Raw genomic sequence first — 15,605 nt, forward strand, 5'->3', positions numbered from 1 at the left:
GCGTTTGACGCTCTACAGGATCTCGTTCACCCGTTCCGAAGGCCGGCACAGGCGCACACCCTTCGGCGTGATCACGAAAGGCCGGTTGATCAATATTGGATTGGCGACCATGGCGTCCAGCAGGGCCTCGTCGTCGGCGCCGTCCAGTCCCAGCTCGGCGTAGCGTGCTTCCTTGCTGCGCACCGCCTCGCGCACCGACAGGCCGGCGTTCGCGATCATTTCCCTCAGCTCCTCGCGTGCGGGCGGATTGGCCAGGTAGTCGACCACTTCGGGTTCGTGGCCGGCGTCGCGCAGCAGGCCGAGCGTGGTGCGGGAGGTGCCACAGCGCTGATTGTGAAAAATCTTGATATCCATCGTTAAATCCCAGGTTGCAGAATGCGTGAGTCTTGTTGCTCAGGCGAGGCATGATACCGACGGCGCTACAACGCTTCCAGTTTTTTCGCTTGTCCGGCGTTTTTTCCCGCTATAGAATCGCCGCTTTATTTGCCGGGACGAAATGAAAGAAGCCCGGTTGAAAGAGACACAATGCAAGAATACCTGACGCGCCCGGCACAGCTGCCGACCTGGGGCCAGCGCACCGCCCTGCGCCTGCTGAACCTGATCGGCTGGAATCTATATTTCAAACCCCTGCCCGGCCCGCACGGCATCGCCGTGGTCTACCCGCACACCTCGAATCTCGACTTCTTCGTCGGCCTGCTGGCCAAGTGGGCGGTCGGCCTGCAATTCCGCTGGCTGGCCAAGGATTCCCTGTTCCGCGGCCCGATGGGCGCCATCATGCGCTATTGGGGCGGCGTGGCCGTCGACCGCAGCGCGCCGCAGGGCGCGATCCGGCGCCTGGCCGAGACCATGCTGGCATCGAAGTGGTTCTGGCTGGCGATCACGCCGGAAGGCACGCGCGGCTACCGTCCCTACTGGAAGAGCGGCTTCTACCGCATCGCGCTGGCGGCCCAGGTGCCGGTGCTGCTGGTGTCCATCGATTACGGCAAAAAGGTCGTCGACGTCACCAAGACCATGACCCTGAGCGGCGACGAAGCCGCCGACATGGCCGCGATCGCCCAGGCCTACGAAGGCGTGCAGGCGAAGTATCCGAAGGATGCGGCGCCGATCCGCCTGGCCGAGCCGGGCACCGACGACGCCCGCAAGCAGACCTCGGGCAAATAAGCGGAGCGCTCAGACCGACCAGGATTCGTCGCTGGCGGACAGGGCGTCCCAGGCTTTCGCGGTGGTCAGGAAGACCTGGCCGCTGAGGCGATCCAGCAGGCTCGATTCCTTCAGCCTGTCCATCACCGGTCCCTTCACCTCGGCCAGGTGCAGGCGCACGCCGCGCCGGCCGAGTTCCGCATTCAGTTCCAGCAGGCCGAACAGCGCCGAGGTGTCGATCGCATTCACGGCCGACAGCACCAGCACCAGCTCGCGGGCGCCCGGATGCAGCGCCAGCTCTTCTTCGACCCGCGCGTGGACGGCTTCCACGTTGCCGAAGAACAGGCCGGCATCCACGCGCAGCAGCAGCACGCAGCTGCGGATTTCGACCTCGTAGCGGTCGACGTTGCGGAAATGTTCGGTGCCGGCGATGCGGCCCAGCACCGCGATATGCGGCCGGCTCTCGCGCCAGATCATCGCGCCCATCGACAGCAGCAGGCCGAGCACGACGCCGGCCTCGACGCCCAGCAGCAGCACCCCGCCGGCGGTGGTCAGCAGCGCCAGCGCGTCGGCGCGGTCGTAGCGCCAGGCGGTGCGCAGGGTCGCGGTCTCCAGCATCCCGAGCACGGCGACGATGATGGTGGCCGACAGCACCGGCAGCGGCAGCAGGGCCAGCCAGCCGGTCGGCAGTACCAGGGCGGCGCCCAACAGCGCGGCCGCGCTCACCCCGGCCAGCTGGGTGTTGGCGCCGGCCGCGAAATTGACGGCGGAACGCGACAGGCCGCCGGTGACGGGAAAGGCGCCGCTCAGGAAGCTGCCGACGTTGGCCGCGCCCAGGCCGACCAGCTCGGCGTCGGTGGACAGCTTTTCCCCCTTCCGGGCCGCCAGGGTCTGGGCGCCCGACATCGAGATCAGGAAGCACATGAAGCCGATCAGGAGGGCCGGCTGGAGCAGCGCCCGCCAGTGCGCGCTGGAGACGGCCAGGTTCAGCTGCGGCAGCCCGGCCGGCACCTGGCCGATGGTCCGCACGCCCATGCGGTCGAGCCCGAAGATGGCGACCAGGGCGATGGCGCCGGCCACCAGCGCCATCGGCGCCAGGCGCGCCCCGACATCGGCGGCGCCCGGTGCCAGGCCGCAGCGCCTCAGCAAGGCGGCGCCGTGGCGGCGCGCCAGCATCAGCAGCGCCAGGGATCCGAGGCCGAGGGCGGCGCTGGGACCGTGCCAGTGCGGCGGCGCGGCGCCCAGCAGGGGGCGGACCTGGCCGACCGCGATCACGATCGCGGAGCCGATGGTGAAACCGTTCATCACCGGGCGCGAGAAGAAATTGGCGAGGAAGCCGAGCCGCAGCAGGCCGCAGGCCAGCAGCACCAGCCCGGACAGCAGGGCCAGCTGCGCGGCCAGCTCGCCGTACAGCGCGCTGCCATGGCTCGCCAGCGGCGCCAGGCTCGATGCCGTCATCAGCGCGACGATCGCCATCGGCCCCACCGATTGCGTGCTGCTGGTGCCGAACAGCGCGTACAGCAGCGGCGGTGCGATGCTGGCGTACAGGCCGACCACCGGCGGCAGTCCGGCCACCAGGGCGTAAGCCATGCCCTGCGGGATCATCATCATGGCGACGACGGCGCCCGCGCCCAGGTCGCCCGGCAGCCAGGCGCGCCGGTAGCCCTTCAACCAGCCCAGCATCTATTGCATCGCCAGTTCGACGCAGTTGCGCCCCGCCCGTTTGGCGCGCGCCATCGCGGCGTCCACCCGCCGGGACAGGGAATCGGCGCTCTCCTGCTCGCCCAGCTGGGCCACGCCCAGGCTGACGGTCACGTGGTCGCAGCCGGGAATCGCGGCCTGCTCGACCGCCTGGCGGATCTTCTCGGCCATCTTGAGGCCGTCGATGGCGCTGGTGTGGGGCGCGATCACATGGAATTCCTCGCCGCCCGATCGCACCAGCACATCGCTCGAACGCAGCACCGCGCGCACGCAGTCGGCCACCGTGCGCAGGACGACGTCGCCGACCGGATGGCCGTAGTTGTCGTTGATGGCCTTGAAGCGGTCGATGTCGAAGGACAGCAGGGCCAGCGGGGTGCGGTAGCGGCGCGCGCGCCGCACCTCGCGCTCGAGCAGTTCCTCGCCGTGGCGGCGGTTGGCGACGCCGGTCAGGGCGTCCATGGTCGACACATAGGTCAGGCGCGCCAGCAGTTGCTCGCTCTCGATGTTCATGTCGATCTGGCGCTGGCCCAGCGCGGCCATGGCGGCGCAGTCGCGCAGGGTGTCGAAGACTTCCGGCGCCAGCGCCGCGCCGTCGTCGAGCAGCAGCGACAGCGCGCCGCGCGGGGCGCCGGGACCGTCGGCCGGCACCGGAATGCCCAGCGCCTGCACCACGCCGTGCGCGCCCAGGGTCTCGGCCAGCGCCGGCTCGCCGGCCTGCTCCAGGGTGTCGAGCAGGACCAGTTCACCGCTGGCGGCGGCCAGCAGGCCGGGGAAGGCATGGCGCAGCGGCGCCTGCAGCAGGCGCTCGCCACGCTGCAGCAGCGCCGCCAGGCGCAGGCCGGCGGCCGGCCCGCGGCCCGATTCGGCCTCGAGCTGCAGGTCGTTGTCGCCCCGCAGCTGGAACATGGCGGCGTGCAGTACGCCCGGCCACGCCAGCAAGGCCCGGCACAGGCGCTCGGCCAGGCTTTCTTCTTCGCCTTCCTCGAGCGCCGCCTGCACGCGGGCGCGCAGCGCCAGCAGCGCACGCAAGGCGCCGGCATCGGCGGCCGGGGCGCCGCCGGCAGGCGTCTCCAGGCATGCGCGCACGACGTCCTGCAGGCGCGGCGCTTCGATCGGCGTGACCGCATACGCGGCCGGACCGGATGCGTTCAGCAGCGGCAGCCAGCGGGCGTTGGCGAAGGGGCACAGCAGCAGCACCCGGGCACCGCCGCGACGCGCCAGCAGGCCGCCCAGCGCATCGAGATCGATGCCCGGCTCGAAGCGTTCGAGGTCGACGATCAACAGGCGGGGTGCCTGTGCGGCCAGCAGCGCGAGCGCGGCCTCGGGGCTATCGGCCAGGTCCAGGCGCGCGAACAGCGGCCCGCAGGCCTGGGCGAAGTCGGCGCGGCGCGGCGCCATCGGGCTGAGGTAGATCCCGGTCCATCCTGCATCCTGCTCGGTCAGCTGCGACATCTGCACTCCTGGAAAAGCTGAAGGTATAGCGTGCTACGGGCTGAAGTTTGCCACAAAGCACCATGCGCGCCTAGCAATTGCGGCGCTGTGTGTGGAAGCGCACGGTAGCGAAGCCCACCCGGCGGGAATACTGAAGGATGACGTACTACCGAGTGCACAAGGAGATCGGCATGGCAAACCAGGATGATGTAGCGAACAAGCAGAAAGCGATTCAGAACCGCCAGGACCAGCTGGACGGCAGCATGCAGAAAGGCGATCATGGCTCGGGCGCAGGCGAAGTGAAACCAGCCCAGACCGGCATCCGGCAGCCGTCGGGCGACTTTCCGGCCCAGCACCTGGCCAAGCCCGGCCTCGAAGCCCAGATGGAACTGAAGCCGAAATTCATGGCCGAGCACTACAAGGGCAGCGGCAAGCTGGCCGGCCAGGTGGCGATCGTCACCGGCGGCGATTCCGGCATCGGCCGCGCGGTCGCGATCCTGTTCGCGCGCGAAGGCGCCGACGTCGCCATCCTCTACCTGAACGAGCACGAGGACGCCGCCGAGACCCAGCGCCACATCGAAGCCGAGGGACAGCAGTGCGTGACCGTGTCCGGCGACGTCAAGGACATGGAGTTCTGCCAGCAGGCCGTCGACCAGATCGTCGCCAAATTCGGCCGCCTGGACGTCCTGGTCAACAATGCCGCCTTCCAGGAGCATGCCGAGTCCCTGCTCGACCTGACGGAAGACCGTTTCGACGAGACCATGAAGACCAACATCTACGGCTACTTCCACATGGCCAAGGCCTGTCTGCCCTACATGAAGCGCGGCGCCGCGATCGTCAACACCGGTTCCGTCACCGGCCTGAAGGGATCGAAGAAACTGCTCGACTACTCGACCACCAAGGGCGCCATCCACGCCTTCACGATGTCGCTGGCGGCCAACCTGCTCGACAAGGGCATCCGCGTGAACGCCGTGGCCCCGGGCCCGGTGTGGACCCCGCTGAACCCGGCCGACCAGCCGCCCGAGGACATCACCAAGTTCGGCCAGCAGACCACCTTCGGCCGCCCGGCCCAGCCGGAAGAGCTGTCGCCGGCCTACGTCTACCTGGCGTCGAACGTGTGCTCGGGTTATGTGACGGGCGTGGTGCTGCCGATTACGGGTTCGGTGGGCGAGTGATCTACTAAAGGAGTGTGATCATGGCGAGGAGTATGTGGAAGGGTGCGATCAGCTTCGGTCTGGTGCACATCCCGGTCGAACTGTACCCGGCAACCAGCGACAACGGCCTGGACCTGCACATGCTCGACCGGCGCGACTTCTCGCCGATCGGCTTCAAGCGCTACAACAAGAACACCGGCAAGGAAGTCTCCTGGGACGACATCATCAAGGGCTATGAGTACGCGACCGACGAATACGTGGTGCTGTCCGACGAGGACCTGCGCCGCGCGAATCCGGAGGCCACGGGCACCATCGACATCCTGGCCTTCGTCGATGCCGAACAGGTGCCGCTGATTTACTACGAGCAGCCCTACTACCTCGCGCCCGGCAAGGGCGGCGACAAGGTCTATGCGCTGCTGCGCGAAACCCTGCGCGAAGTCGGCAAGATCGGCATCGCCAACGTCGTCATCCGCGTCAAGCAGCACCTGGCGGCGCTGGTTTGCGTGGGCGACACCATCGTCCTCAACACCCTGCGCTACCCGGACGAGATCCGCCCCACCGACGAACTGAAGATTCCCGACGAGAACTCGAAGGCGGCCCAGCTCACGGAAAAGGAACTGCAGATGGCCAAGGCGCTCGTCGAAGGAATGAGCGAGAAATGGAAGCCGCAGAAGTACCACGACACCTATCGCGAAGACGTGATGGCGATGGTGAAGAAGAAGATCGCGGCCAACCAGACCAAGACCATCACCATGCCGGAGCCGGACCAAGACAGCCCGAAGAAATCCAACGTCATCGACCTGGTCTCGCTGCTGCAGGCCAGCCTGGGCAAGAAACCGGCGCCCGCGCATGCGGACGGCGACGGCGACGACGATGACGACCCGCCGCCACGCAAGTCGCGCAAGCCGTCCAGCGACGAGGACGAGGACGAGGACAGCACCGACTCACCGCCGCAGCGCGCCCGCAAGACGGCTTCGCACCCCACCGCGCAGGCGCGCGCCACCGCGGCCAAGAAGCCGGCTGCAAAAAAGACTGCGACGAAGACCGCCGCTTCGAAGGCGCCCGCCAAGCGCACGGCCGCTGCGTCCAACACCGCCACGGCGGCCAAGACCCCGGCCAGGCGCAGGAAGGCGGCCTGAGTGGACTGGGATACGCTGATCGATCTGCTGCAATGGCCGGCGATGGCGGTCACCCTGGGCGCCGCGTTTTTAGTCGGTGCACGCCACGCCAGGCGGCGGATTTTCGGCTTCTATACCTTCATCGTCAGCAACCTGCTGTGGATCGTGTGGGGCGTGCACGACGAGGCCTGGGCCTTGATTGCGCTGCAGGCGGGCTTGTGCGCGATGAATGTGCGGGGGATCGTGCGGAATCATAAGGAGGCCGAAGCCGAGACCCGCAACGAATCCGGGGCCCAGCCCGCCTCATAAGGCCAGCGCCCGCGCCAGCCACGGATAGCGCGCATGGCGGCGCGCTTCGAAGGCTGCGATATCGCTCGCATGCGCCAGTGACAGCGCGATGTCGTCCTTCCCGGCAAGCAGATTCTCGCGGACGAATGGCGAGATCGCAAAGCGCTCCGCAATGCCCGCCCCGGTAACGGTCTGGGCGCGCAGGTCGACCTCGAGCAGCAAGGGCTCCGGCCCGCCGGCGGCCGCGAACAGCCGATCCATCGCTTCCACGCCCAGCGGCACGGCCAGCAGGCCGTTCTTGTAGCAGTTCCCCATGAAGATGTCGGCAAAGCTGGCCGCGATGACCACCCGGAAGCCGGCCTGCAGCAGCGCCCAGGGTGCGTGCTCGCGCGAGCTGCCGCAGCCGAAATTGCGGCGTCCCAGCAGGATGCTTGCCTGGGCGTAGCGCCGGTCGTTCAGCACGAACTCTGGATTCCTCGGCCGCGCCGCATGGTCCATGCCGGGTTCGCCGATGTCGAGGTAGCGCCAGGCGTCGAACAGATTGGGACCGAAACCGGTCCGCTCGACCGACTTCATGAACTGCTTGGGGATGATGGCGTCGGTATCGACGTCGTCGCGGTCCAGCGGCGCGGCCACACCGCGCAGTACGGTAAATGCTTGCATGGCGGCTCCTCAGGCGAAAAAGGACGTGACGTCGACGGGATGGCCGGCCAGGGCCGCCGCCGCCGCCATCGCGGGACTCATCAGGTGGGTGCGGCCGCCGACGCCCTGGCGGCCTTCGAAGTTGCGGTTCGAGGTCGAGGCGCAGCGCTCACCCGGCTGGAGGCGGTCCTCGTTCATCGCCAGGCACATCGAGCAGCCCGGCTCGCGCCACTCCATGCCGGCTTCGACGAACACCCGGTCGAGGCCTTCGCGTTCGGCCTGCAGCTTGACCAGCCCGGAGCCTGGCACCACCAGCGCCTGCTTCACGCCGGCCGCGACGCGTCCGCCCATCCGCAGCACGACCTGCGCCGCGGCGCGCAGGTCCTCGATCCGGCTGTTGGTGCAGGAGCCGATGAAGACCCGGTCGAAGCGCAAGCCGTTCAATGCCTGTCCCGGCTCCAGGCCCATGTAGTCGAGGGCGCGCCGCATCGATGCGCGGCGTCCCGCGTCCTGTTCCTGCGCCGGATCGGGCACCTGTCCATCGATGTCGCCGGCCATCGCCGGCGAGGTTCCCCAGGTCAGGCGCGGGCGCAGGCCGCCGATCTCGAGCCGCACGCGGCGGTCGAACCGGGCATCCGGATCGCTGGCCAGGCCACGCCAGTGATCGACCGCCTGGCGCCACTCCTCGCCGCGGGGCACGCCGGGCCGGCCTTCCAGCCAGGCGATGGTGGTATCGTCGACCGCCACCAGTCCGGCGCGCGCGCCCGCCTCGATCGCCATGTTACACAGCGTCATCCGGCCTTCCATCGACAGTGCGCTCACGGCGCTGCCGCCGAACTCGATCGCCATACCATTGCCGCCGTCGGCGCCGATCTGCGCGATCACGTACAGGATCAGGTCCTTGGCCGTGCAGCCGGGTGCCAGGCTGCCCTCCAGTTCGACCAGCATGTTGCCGCTCTTTTTCATCAGCAGGGTCTGGGTCGCCAGCACGTGCTCGACTTCGGAAGTCCCGATGCCGAACGCCAGCGCGGCGAAGGCCCCGTGGGTGCTGGTATGGGAATCGCCGCACACCACGGTCATGCCGGGCAGCGTGGCGCCCTGCTCGGGGCCCACCACGTGCACGATACCCTGGCGCGGATCGAGCAGGCGCAGCTGGGCGATACCGTGGGCGTCGCAGTTCGCTTCCAGGGTCTCGACCTGCATGCGCGACAGCGGATCACGGATGCCGCCGGCGCGGCCACTGGTCGGTACGTTGTGGTCGCACACGCCCAGGCTGGCGCCGGGCCGCCAGACCACCCGCCGCTCCAGCGCCAGGCCGGCGAAGGCTTGCGGGCTGGTGACTTCGTACAGCAGGTGGCGGTCGACGTAGAGCTGGGCGGTACCGTCGTCTTCGACGCGGACCACATGCTCGTCCCACAGCTTGTCGTAAAGGGTTCTGGCTGCCGTCATTTGATACTTCCTTTCAACAACATGATCAAAAATGAGCGCGCTCTATTTATTTCACATGGCGAACTCGATATACTTTCCATATGACAGACACCGACGACACAACCGCCCCCAAGCTCGGCCTGCGCGAACGCGGCAAGCTGGAAAAGCGCCGCCGCATCAAGCAGGCCGCGCGCAAGGTCTTCCTCGACAAGGGCTACGAGGATGCCACCACACGCGAGATCGCGAACGCCGCCGAGGTCGCCATTGGCACCCTGTTCGTGTATGCGAAAGACAAGCGCGACCTCCTGATGATGATCATCAACGACGATCTCGACCAGGTGAACGACGAGCTGGCAGCCCGGCGCTGGGAAGGTCCACTGATCGACCAGCTGACCGGATTTTTCGGCCGCCGTTACGCCTACTGGGCGAGCGAGCCGCGCCTGGCCCGCCCCGCTGTCCAGGAAACCTTCGACTTCCTGTCGCGCGGCACCGGCCAGGGACCGGAGACCGCCCGCTTCTACGGCCGCCGCGGACGCATCGTGGAGCTGCTCGAAACAATCATCCGCGCCAAGCAGGACGCGGGGCGCATCGGGCGCGAGCATGCCGCCGCCGACATCGCCTCGCTGTGCATGACGATCTACCTGACCGAGGTGCGGCGCTGGCTCAACGATGACGATCCTCAGCCCGAGGCCGGCGTGGAGAGGCTGCGCAAGCTGCTGGCGCTGGCGCTGTCCGGGGTGCGGCCGGCCGACGGCGAAGCCGCACCCTGAGCCCGCTTAGTGCGAACCCGGCAGGCTCACCTAATGTGAGCCCGGCAGGCTCACCTAATGTGAGCCTGCCGCCACCTGGAGGTCGGCGCCGGCGCGGATCGCTCCCTGGCGCAGCCGCAGCAGCATGCCCGAGGCAATGCAGCCCACCAGCATCGGCATCGCGCCCCACAGGAAAATTTCCTGCAGCGGCAACTTCAACGCGATCAGGATGCCGCCCACCATCGGGCCCATGATCGAGCCGATGCGACCGATGCCCAGGGCCCAGCCCACGCCGGTCGAACGGATGAAGGTCGGGTAGGAGCTGCCGGCCAGCGCGTTCAGGCCGAACTGGGTGCCCACCACGAACAGGCCGGCGGCGAACACGATCACTTCCAGCATGGTTTCGCTACGGCTGAACATGCCGATCGAGGCGATCATCAGCGCGGCCAGGGCGAAGAAGCCGACCAGGGGCAGCAGGCTGCCGCGGTCCAGCAGGCGGCTGATGATGATGCCGCCGACGGTGCCGCCAACCTGGAACAGCGAGGTGACGATCACGGCGCGCTGCAGCGGCACGCCGGTGCTTTCGATGACGGTCGGCAGCCAGTTGGCAATGAAGTGCAGCGTCACCAGGTTGGCGATGAAGCAGATCCACAGCAGGATGGTGAAGGGCGCACGCTTTTCCTTGAACAGGTGGCCGGCCGAAAAGCCGGGCCGCTTCTCCTCGTGCAGCACCAGTTCCGTGTCCCGTGCGATACCGGCCTGCGGGAACCATGCCTGCAGGCGGCTGCGGGCGGCCGCCAGGTCGCCCTTCAGGATCTGGAAGCGCACCGACTCCGGCAGGAAGCGTGCGCACAGCGCGGCGACGACCAGCGGCGCGACGCCGCCGGCAACGAACACCGAGCTCCAGCCGAAACGCGGGATCAGGAAGGCCGCGGCGGCCCCGCCCAGGGCGGCGCCGATCGTATAGCCGAGGAACATCAGCGTGACCATGGTGGCGCGCAGGCGCTTGGGGGCGTACTCCGTGTTCAGCGCGATCGTGTTCGGCACCGCACAGCCCAGGCCGACGCCGGCGAGGAAGCGCAGCGCCACCAGTTCGGTCAGGCCCGAGACCCAGGCCGTGACCAGGGTAAAGACGCCGAACACCAGCACGCCGCTCAGCACGGTGCGCTTGCGGCCCATGCGGTCGCCCAGGGTGCCGCCCTGGGTGGCGCCGATCATCATGCCGACCAGGCCGGCCGAGAAGGCCACGCCGAAGGCGGCGCGGTTCAGTCCCCAGGCCTTGATCAAGGAAGGTGCGACATAGCCGATCGCCTGCAGGTCGAAACCGTCGACGACCATGACGAGGAAGGACCAGACGATCAGGCTGACGTGCAGCCGGCTCACTCTGGCGTGGTCGAGCAGGTCGACGACGTCGACCTTTTTATGTGATGTATTCATGTGCAAATCCCGATACGGCTGGAAATCAGAAGAAATGATGGATACCGATGCGGCTCACGACCTGACGGTTGGTGGACGACGGCGCCAGGCCGTTGATCACCGCCAGGCCGTCGCTGGCGCGCTGGTAGGCCACCGCAGCATACAAGGTCGTGCGCTTCGACAGGGCAAGCATATCGATCACGTTGAACTGGGTCCAGCGCACGCCGGCGAAGCGCGAGATGCCTGTCGAGACGCCGACGATATTGAAATAGCCGGTATCGATATCCGTGCCGAGCTCATAGTTCGTCTGGGCGGCCGAGCCCACGCGGTTTTCCAGCTCGACGCGCGAAATCATCGCGTGCGGCGTGAATCGTCCGACGGTGTAGCTCCCGGTGGCGCCCACGCTGGTCGTCTTCGACGATGCGAAGTTCGTGTAGGCGGCGCTCGGCGCCGACGGGTCGCCGTTCGAGAGCGCCTGGCCCAGCAGGCTGCGGATGCCGAGCGTGCCGCCCAGGTTGAAGCTGCGGTCGTTCGACACGGTGTACGCGAGGTTTGCCTTCAGCGGGCCGGCCGCATACTGGGCGCCTGCGCTCCAGTTGCGGTTCTTGCTGCTGTCGCCCGGATTTTCGCCGAAGCCGATCATCGCGCCCAGCTTGAAACCACCCCGGTTCGGGGTCTCGTAGCGGACCGCGTTATCGATCTGGAAGGTGCTGGCCTGGTTGTCCAGGTTCCCCGGATGGAAGAAGTACGAAGACCCCATGATGCCGTTGCTCTGGAAGCGCAGATAATCGTACATGAAGTCGGGCATGTGCCCGAGAGTGAGAAGGCCGTAGCTGCTGTCCAGGCCGACCACCGCGCGACGGTTGAAGAGGGCCGTGCTTTTCTTGAGCGTGCCGTCGTCGAGATTGAATCCGCTCTCCAGCATGAACATGGCCTTCAGGCCGCCGCCCAGGTCTTCGACGCCGCGGAAGCCGAAGCGGTCCGGCGAGCGGTTACCGCTGTCGACGCGGGTGTTGCCGCTGCCGCGCTCATTGCTGACATAGCTGATGCCGCCGTCGACGCTGCCGTAAAGTGCCACGCTGGTCTGCGCCATCGCGGACGCGGCCGGCATGCCTGCTGCGCAGGCGGCACAGGCCAGCGCGATCGTTTGCTGCTTGAACATCGAGTCTCCTCCAAAGAGGAAGGCAGCACGGCCGGGCGCTTGCTGCGCCTCTAGTAACGGCCGCCTTCCGGGTTGTACTACGGGTCTACTGCTTACTGGATCTCCCGCGCCCGCGCGATGCTGGCGATCATCGACGAATTGAGCAGGTAGGCGCGGGCCCTGGCCGGGTCGGCGGCGGTCTGGCGCAGCTCGTCCAGGTGCTCCTTGCGGACGGCCGGATCGCGTTCTTCCAACAGGCGCTTGTTGCGGATCGTGATCGCCTGCACGTACTCGATATTCGTCAGGCGGCGCTGGCGCACGTAGCGGTCCAGCAGGTCCTGGCTCGCGCCCTCGAACACCACGGTCAGCTTCTCCGCCAGGTTGACGCCGTCGTGGATGCCGCTGTTCAGGCCCATGCCGCCGAGCGGATTGTTGATGTGGGCGGCGTCGCCGGCGATCAGCACGCGGCCGTCGCGGAAATCGCTGGCCACGCGCTGGTGCACGCGGTACACGCTGCGGTAGGCGATCTCGTACTCGCGGTCGGGCGCCAGGAAGCCCTGGATCCGGCTTTGCACGAAGGCGTCGGACAGGATTTCTTCCTCGCTCATCTCCGGCTTCGTGGGGAAGGCGATGCGCCAGATTCCCGGCGGCCCCTTGTGCGGCTGGATGAAGATCGCGCACCACTCGTCAGGATCGGCGACGTAGGCATTGCCCGTGAAGCCCTGCTCGCGCAGGTCATAGGGCGTGGCGAACACCAGGAAGCGTTCGGGCCAGGTAAAGCCGTCGAACTCGACGTTCATTCCTTTGCGCACCACACTGTGGGCGCCGTCGGTGCCGACCAGCCAGCTCGCGCGGATCTCGTCTTCGCCGTTTTCCGACTGCACCTTGACCGTGACGCCTTCGGCATCCTGGACAAAGCCGGTGCAGCGATGGCCGAACAGCAGCTTCACGTTCGGCATCGATACCAGGACGTCGGCGGCGATGCGCGACAGCTTGTGCTGTTCGCAATGCAGGCGGAAGGGATGCGGGGTGACGTCGGCCAGCAGGCCGAGGTCGAACTGGGCGACCACGCCGGTGCGGCGGTCGCGGATCTGCCATTCCGGCACCTTGATGCCCTGCTCCAGCATGGCATTGCCCAGGCCCAGGCGGTCGAGCATCTCGACGGTGGGCGGGTGGAAGGTACCGGCGCGCAGGTCTTGCGGGATCTGGCTCTCCGCTTCCAGCAGCACGACTTCGATGCCCTGGCGCGCCAGGGCCAGGGCGGTGACCAGGCCGACCGGGCCGCCGCCCGCGATGACTACGGGTTTCTTGCTCATGATTCTAGTTCCTTGATGATTCACGCCGACCGCTGCTCGCGCCACAGGCCGAGTATTTCCTGCACCGGACGGTCCGAGAAGCTGAAGATCACGGCGTCGTCCTTCCCCGCCGTGATGCGATGCTCGGCCCAGCTCGGGACCACGAACACGTCGTTCGGGCGCGCCGTGAAGCGCTGTTCGCCGATCGCGACCTCGACCTCGCCGTCGATCACGGCAAACACCGTCCCGGCCGTGCAGCGGTAAGGCGCGGTGCCGAAACCGCCCGGCAGCAACTGGATGAACGCGCCCATGGTCGGCATTGGATAGCCGCCGTCGAGCGGATTCGCGTAGCGCAGCTTGTGGCCATGGCAGGCGTCAGGCGGATTGCCGGCCGCGATCGCGCGCAGTGCCGCCAGGGTCTCGGCATACGGATACTTGAACAGCGGCGAAGACGGGCTGGGGGCCTGGTAGTCGACCGGCAGCAGGTTGCTGCCGAAGCGCGCCTTGCTCTCGCCGCCGCGGCGCGCCGGGATCGGAGCCGGCAGGTCAGCGGCATGCTCGGCGAAGCTGGCGTCGAGCATGGCTACCATCGGCACGTCCAGGCCGTCGAGCCAGACCATCGGCGCCGCGCCTTCGTTGCCGTGCTCGTGCCAGTGCCAGGCCGGGGTGATGATGAAGTCGCCGCGCTCCATGAAGGTCTTCTCGCCGTCGACCGAGGTGTAGGCGCCCTCGCCTTCGAGGATCAGGCGGATCGCCGCCTGGGTGTGGCGGTGCGGCGGCGCGATCTCGCCCGGCAGGATCATCTGCAGGCCGGCGTACAGCGAGGTGGTGGCCGCCGCCTGGCCGCGCAGGCCCGGGTTCTCGAGAATCAGCACGCGGCGCACCGCTTCCTCGGCGGTGATCAGGCGGCCGGCTTCGTCCAGGTAGGGGCGGATCTTGCGGTAGTCCCAGTGCACCGGGCGGCACTGCGAGGCCGGGGTGCGGGTCACCAGGCTGTGCAACTGTTCCCACAGCGGGGCCAGGTTGTCCGGGTCGATGCGGCGGTAAAAGTCGCGGCGCGCTTCGAGGGCGCCGGCTTCGCCTGTCGTGGTGGTGTTCATGTCTCCTCCTTCGGCGCGTCGTAGGCGCGGATGGCGACGTCCATCTCGCCGATGCCTTCGATATACGCATGCATGACGTCGCCCGGCTCGATGCTGTTCACGCCTTCCGGGGTGCCGGTCATGATGATGTCGCCCGGGTACAGGGTGTAGGCGCGCGAGGCGACTTCGATCAGTTCGGCCACGCCGGTGATCAGGTCGCGGGTGTTCGCCTTCTGGCGGTGCTCGCCGTTGACGGTGATCGAGAAGTCCAGCGCGTCCGGGTCCGCCACTTCGTCGCGGGTGACCAGGTAGGGACCGAGGACCGAATAGGTGTCGGCGGATTTACGGTAGCTGCGGTCTTCGGGACCGCGCACGGTCATGTCGAGGCCGATCGCATAGCCGGCGACGACGCTGAAGGCATCCTCGCGGCCGACGTCCTTGCACTTCCGGCCGATGATCACGGCCAGTTCGACTTCATGGTCGTTGCGGCGGCCCGGGTAGGCGATGCGCACGCCCTCGCCCGCGCCGACGATCGACGACGGCGACTTCAGGAACACACCGAACTTGGCGACCGGCGAAGCGAAGCCATCGTAATCCGGCAGGTGCACGCCGTTGTGGATGCCCTTGTCGGCTTTCGACTCGGCCACGTGCAGCTGGTAGTTCAGCGGCGCGGCGATGATCTTCGACGGGTTGGCGACGGGGCTCAGCAGCTTGACGCTGTCCAGCGCCACGGGGTTGGCGCGGCCCTTCAGTTCCTGCATCTGGCCCTTCAGGCGCTCCAGATGGGCGATCAGCTGGTCGCCCGGCTCGAGCGGCCACTTCAGTGCCGGCAGCTGGGCAGCCACTTCGGTCACGTCGTACACCTGTCCGCCTTCGACCAGGCCGATGCGGTTGTCATTGAAACGGCAAATCTTCATCTCGTGCTCCTCAGGTTCTCACGGTTAACTTTGCGTCGCGCTCTTTTTTGAGCGCGCTCATTTTTGAGTTAGGTCATTATTGAGCGTGACTTGAGGATTGTCAACG

15 protein-coding genes are annotated in these 15,605 nt (G+C 67.5%); 5 read left to right on the forward strand and 10 right to left on the reverse strand.

What is annotated here, in order from left to right:
• Window positions 1-12 precede the first annotated feature (12 nt).
• Window positions 13-354, reverse strand: coding sequence for an arsenate reductase (glutaredoxin) (arsC, locus tag AB4Z32_RS00795; RefSeq protein ID WP_441933428.1), 342 nt, complete (start codon window positions 352-354; stop codon window positions 13-15).
• Window positions 355-525: 171 nt separating this feature from the next.
• Here arsC and AB4Z32_RS00800 point away from each other — a divergent pair, with 171 nt between their 5' ends.
• Complete coding sequence (locus tag AB4Z32_RS00800; protein WP_441933429.1) at window positions 526-1,161, forward strand: 1-acyl-sn-glycerol-3-phosphate acyltransferase; 636 nt, start codon at window positions 526-528, stop codon at window positions 1,159-1,161.
• A gap of 9 nt (window positions 1,162-1,170) precedes the next feature.
• Here the strand turns inward: AB4Z32_RS00800 and AB4Z32_RS00805 are convergent, their stop codons facing one another.
• On the reverse strand, window positions 1,171-2,823 hold the full coding sequence (locus AB4Z32_RS00805) for a SulP family inorganic anion transporter (protein WP_441933431.1): 1,653 nt from the start codon (window positions 2,821-2,823) through the stop codon (window positions 1,171-1,173).
• Window positions 2,824-4,293: a GGDEF domain-containing protein gene (locus AB4Z32_RS00810; protein WP_441933433.1), complete on the reverse strand. Its 1,470-nt coding sequence runs from the start codon at window positions 4,291-4,293 to the stop codon at window positions 2,824-2,826.
• 170 nt (window positions 4,294-4,463) lie between these two features.
• Between AB4Z32_RS00810 and AB4Z32_RS00815 the strand changes: the two genes are divergently transcribed.
• From AB4Z32_RS00815 to AB4Z32_RS00825, 3 genes are read left to right on the forward strand one after another with little or no spacing between them, the layout of a single operon-like run.
• Entirely contained in the window at window positions 4,464-5,447 is a 984-nt protein-coding gene (locus AB4Z32_RS00815; RefSeq protein WP_441933435.1) for an SDR family oxidoreductase, read from the forward strand.
• A 20-nt stretch (window positions 5,448-5,467) separates the two neighbouring features.
• Entirely contained in the window at window positions 5,468-6,565 is a 1,098-nt protein-coding gene (ku, locus tag AB4Z32_RS00820; protein WP_441933437.1) for a non-homologous end joining protein Ku, read from the forward strand.
• Complete coding sequence (locus AB4Z32_RS00825) at window positions 6,566-6,853, forward strand: hypothetical protein (protein WP_441933439.1); 288 nt, start codon at window positions 6,566-6,568, stop codon at window positions 6,851-6,853.
• Here AB4Z32_RS00825 and leuD read toward each other — a convergent pair.
• Together leuD and leuC are read right to left on the reverse strand one after the other, a co-directional pair.
• A complete protein-coding gene (leuD, locus tag AB4Z32_RS00830; RefSeq protein WP_441933441.1) occupies window positions 6,848-7,495 on the reverse strand; it encodes a 3-isopropylmalate dehydratase small subunit in 648 nt (215 codons plus the stop codon). The two genes, AB4Z32_RS00825 and leuD, sit on opposite strands and share 6 nt — an antisense overlap.
• Window positions 7,496-7,504: 9 nt before the next feature.
• Window positions 7,505-8,923 (reverse strand): 3-isopropylmalate dehydratase large subunit, encoded by a 1,419-nt coding sequence (leuC, locus tag AB4Z32_RS00835; protein WP_441933442.1) that lies wholly within the window; start codon window positions 8,921-8,923, stop codon window positions 7,505-7,507.
• A gap of 80 nt (window positions 8,924-9,003) precedes the next feature.
• Here leuC and AB4Z32_RS00840 point away from each other — a divergent pair, with 80 nt between their 5' ends.
• A complete protein-coding gene (locus tag AB4Z32_RS00840; protein WP_441933444.1) occupies window positions 9,004-9,672 on the forward strand; it encodes a TetR/AcrR family transcriptional regulator in 669 nt (222 codons plus the stop codon).
• Between the two features lie 54 nt (window positions 9,673-9,726).
• On the opposite strand, the gene AB4Z32_RS00845 is transcribed toward AB4Z32_RS00840, so the two are convergent.
• The 5 genes from AB4Z32_RS00845 to AB4Z32_RS00865 all read right to left on the reverse strand — a co-directional run bounded on the left by AB4Z32_RS00845 (window position 9,727) and on the right by AB4Z32_RS00865 (window position 15,499).
• The gene (locus AB4Z32_RS00845) at window positions 9,727-11,088 is read right to left on the reverse strand and encodes an MFS transporter (protein ID WP_441933446.1); all 1,362 of its coding nucleotides are present in this window, start codon (window positions 11,086-11,088) and stop codon (window positions 9,727-9,729) included.
• 25 nt (window positions 11,089-11,113) lie between these two features.
• Complete coding sequence (locus AB4Z32_RS00850; RefSeq protein WP_441933448.1) at window positions 11,114-12,229, reverse strand: porin; 1,116 nt, start codon at window positions 12,227-12,229, stop codon at window positions 11,114-11,116.
• Between the two features lie 92 nt (window positions 12,230-12,321).
• The gene (locus AB4Z32_RS00855; RefSeq protein WP_441933450.1) at window positions 12,322-13,524 is read right to left on the reverse strand and encodes an FAD-dependent oxidoreductase; all 1,203 of its coding nucleotides are present in this window, start codon (window positions 13,522-13,524) and stop codon (window positions 12,322-12,324) included.
• A 20-nt stretch (window positions 13,525-13,544) separates the two neighbouring features.
• On the reverse strand, window positions 13,545-14,603 hold the full coding sequence (gene gtdA / locus AB4Z32_RS00860; RefSeq protein ID WP_441933452.1) for a gentisate 1,2-dioxygenase: 1,059 nt from the start codon (window positions 14,601-14,603) through the stop codon (window positions 13,545-13,547).
• A complete protein-coding gene (locus AB4Z32_RS00865; protein WP_441933454.1) occupies window positions 14,600-15,499 on the reverse strand; it encodes a fumarylacetoacetate hydrolase family protein in 900 nt (299 codons plus the stop codon). The genes gtdA and AB4Z32_RS00865 overlap by 4 nt, the downstream gene beginning before the upstream one ends.
• Window positions 15,500-15,605 lie beyond the last annotated feature (106 nt).

The organism is Massilia sp. 2TAF26, assembly GCF_052115005.1.
Classification (GTDB): domain Bacteria; phylum Pseudomonadota; class Gammaproteobacteria; order Burkholderiales; family Burkholderiaceae_D; genus Telluria.

Bases quoted from the DNA above. Each gene is read 5' to 3' on its own strand.
- arsC (WP_441933428.1), bottom strand. From the start codon at position 354: ATGGATATCAAGATTTTTCACAATCAGCGCTGTGGCACCTCCCGCACC.
- AB4Z32_RS00800 (WP_441933429.1), top strand. From the start codon at position 526: ATGCAAGAATACCTGACGCGCCCGGCACAGCTGCCGACCTGGGGCCAG.
- AB4Z32_RS00805 (WP_441933431.1), bottom strand. From the start codon at position 2,823: ATGCTGGGCTGGTTGAAGGGCTACCGGCGCGCCTGGCTGCCGGGCGAC.
- AB4Z32_RS00810 (WP_441933433.1), bottom strand. From the start codon at position 4,293: ATGTCGCAGCTGACCGAGCAGGATGCAGGATGGACCGGGATCTACCTC.
- AB4Z32_RS00815 (WP_441933435.1), top strand. From the start codon at position 4,464: ATGGCAAACCAGGATGATGTAGCGAACAAGCAGAAAGCGATTCAGAAC.
- ku (WP_441933437.1), top strand. From the start codon at position 5,468: ATGGCGAGGAGTATGTGGAAGGGTGCGATCAGCTTCGGTCTGGTGCAC.
- leuD (WP_441933441.1), bottom strand. From the start codon at position 7,495: ATGCAAGCATTTACCGTACTGCGCGGTGTGGCCGCGCCGCTGGACCGC.
- leuC (WP_441933442.1), bottom strand. From the start codon at position 8,923: ATGACGGCAGCCAGAACCCTTTACGACAAGCTGTGGGACGAGCATGTG.
- AB4Z32_RS00840 (WP_441933444.1), top strand. From the start codon at position 9,004: ATGACAGACACCGACGACACAACCGCCCCCAAGCTCGGCCTGCGCGAA.
- AB4Z32_RS00845 (WP_441933446.1), bottom strand. From the start codon at position 11,088: ATGAATACATCACATAAAAAGGTCGACGTCGTCGACCTGCTCGACCAC.
- AB4Z32_RS00850 (WP_441933448.1), bottom strand. From the start codon at position 12,229: ATGTTCAAGCAGCAAACGATCGCGCTGGCCTGTGCCGCCTGCGCAGCA.
- AB4Z32_RS00855 (WP_441933450.1), bottom strand. From the start codon at position 13,524: ATGAGCAAGAAACCCGTAGTCATCGCGGGCGGCGGCCCGGTCGGCCTG.
- gtdA (WP_441933452.1), bottom strand. From the start codon at position 14,603: ATGAACACCACCACGACAGGCGAAGCCGGCGCCCTCGAAGCGCGCCGC.
- AB4Z32_RS00865 (WP_441933454.1), bottom strand. From the start codon at position 15,499: ATGAAGATTTGCCGTTTCAATGACAACCGCATCGGCCTGGTCGAAGGC.